Source organism: Aphanothece microscopica RSMan92, assembly GCF_046613545.2.
GTDB lineage: Bacteria > Cyanobacteriota > Cyanobacteriia > PCC-6307 > Cyanobiaceae > NIES-981.
Genome location: NZ_JBKKKY020000387.1, coordinates 1 through 543, shown reverse-complemented (window position 1 = coordinate 543; position 543 = coordinate 1). Strand labels below are relative to the sequence as shown.

Below are 543 nucleotides of genomic sequence, written 5' to 3'. Positions count from 1 at the left end.
CGGTCGCCCGCCGCGATGCGCCGGTCGCCCCGCGCCGCCCCGGCCGAAATCCAGCCCCCCCGCGGGCCCGAGCCGGTCATGGGCCAGTGATCCAGCCGCGGCAGCAGGTCGCGCGTCACGGGATAGATGGCGTAGTCGCCGGCCACGTCCTCGGTGATGCTGGTCAGGATCTGCTGCTGCTGGGCGGCCCCGCGCGGCAGGCTGCACCCCGCCACCACAAAGCCCGCGCCCATAGCCAGCACGCCGCGACGGCCAAACCCTGTCATCCGGAAACCCCTTAACCCGGTCCGTCGCGGACCACTGGCGCGACAATCGCGCCTGGGCAGGCGATGGTCAACCCCGGCGCGAGCCGGCTTGCTGCCTTGCGGCAAAAACGTGCAGGGAGGACACGTCAGGCGGGGTCGTAACCGCCCGTCCGGTGCCAGCGCCACGCGTCTTCGATCATCTGCTGCAGGGTGGACCGGCGCGGTGTCCAGCCCAGTTCCGCCACCGCCCGCGCGCTGCCGCAGACCAGCCGCACCGCATCGCCCGCCCGGCGCGGGC

1 protein-coding gene is annotated in these 543 nt (G+C 73.8%); it reads right to left on the bottom strand.

What is annotated here, in order from left to right; all coding sequences use genetic code 11:
* A partial coding sequence (locus tag ACLD7X_RS18155) for a hypothetical protein (protein WP_425625483.1) occupies positions 1-242 on the bottom strand: 242 nt, incomplete at its 3' end.
* Positions 243-543 lie beyond the last annotated feature (301 nt).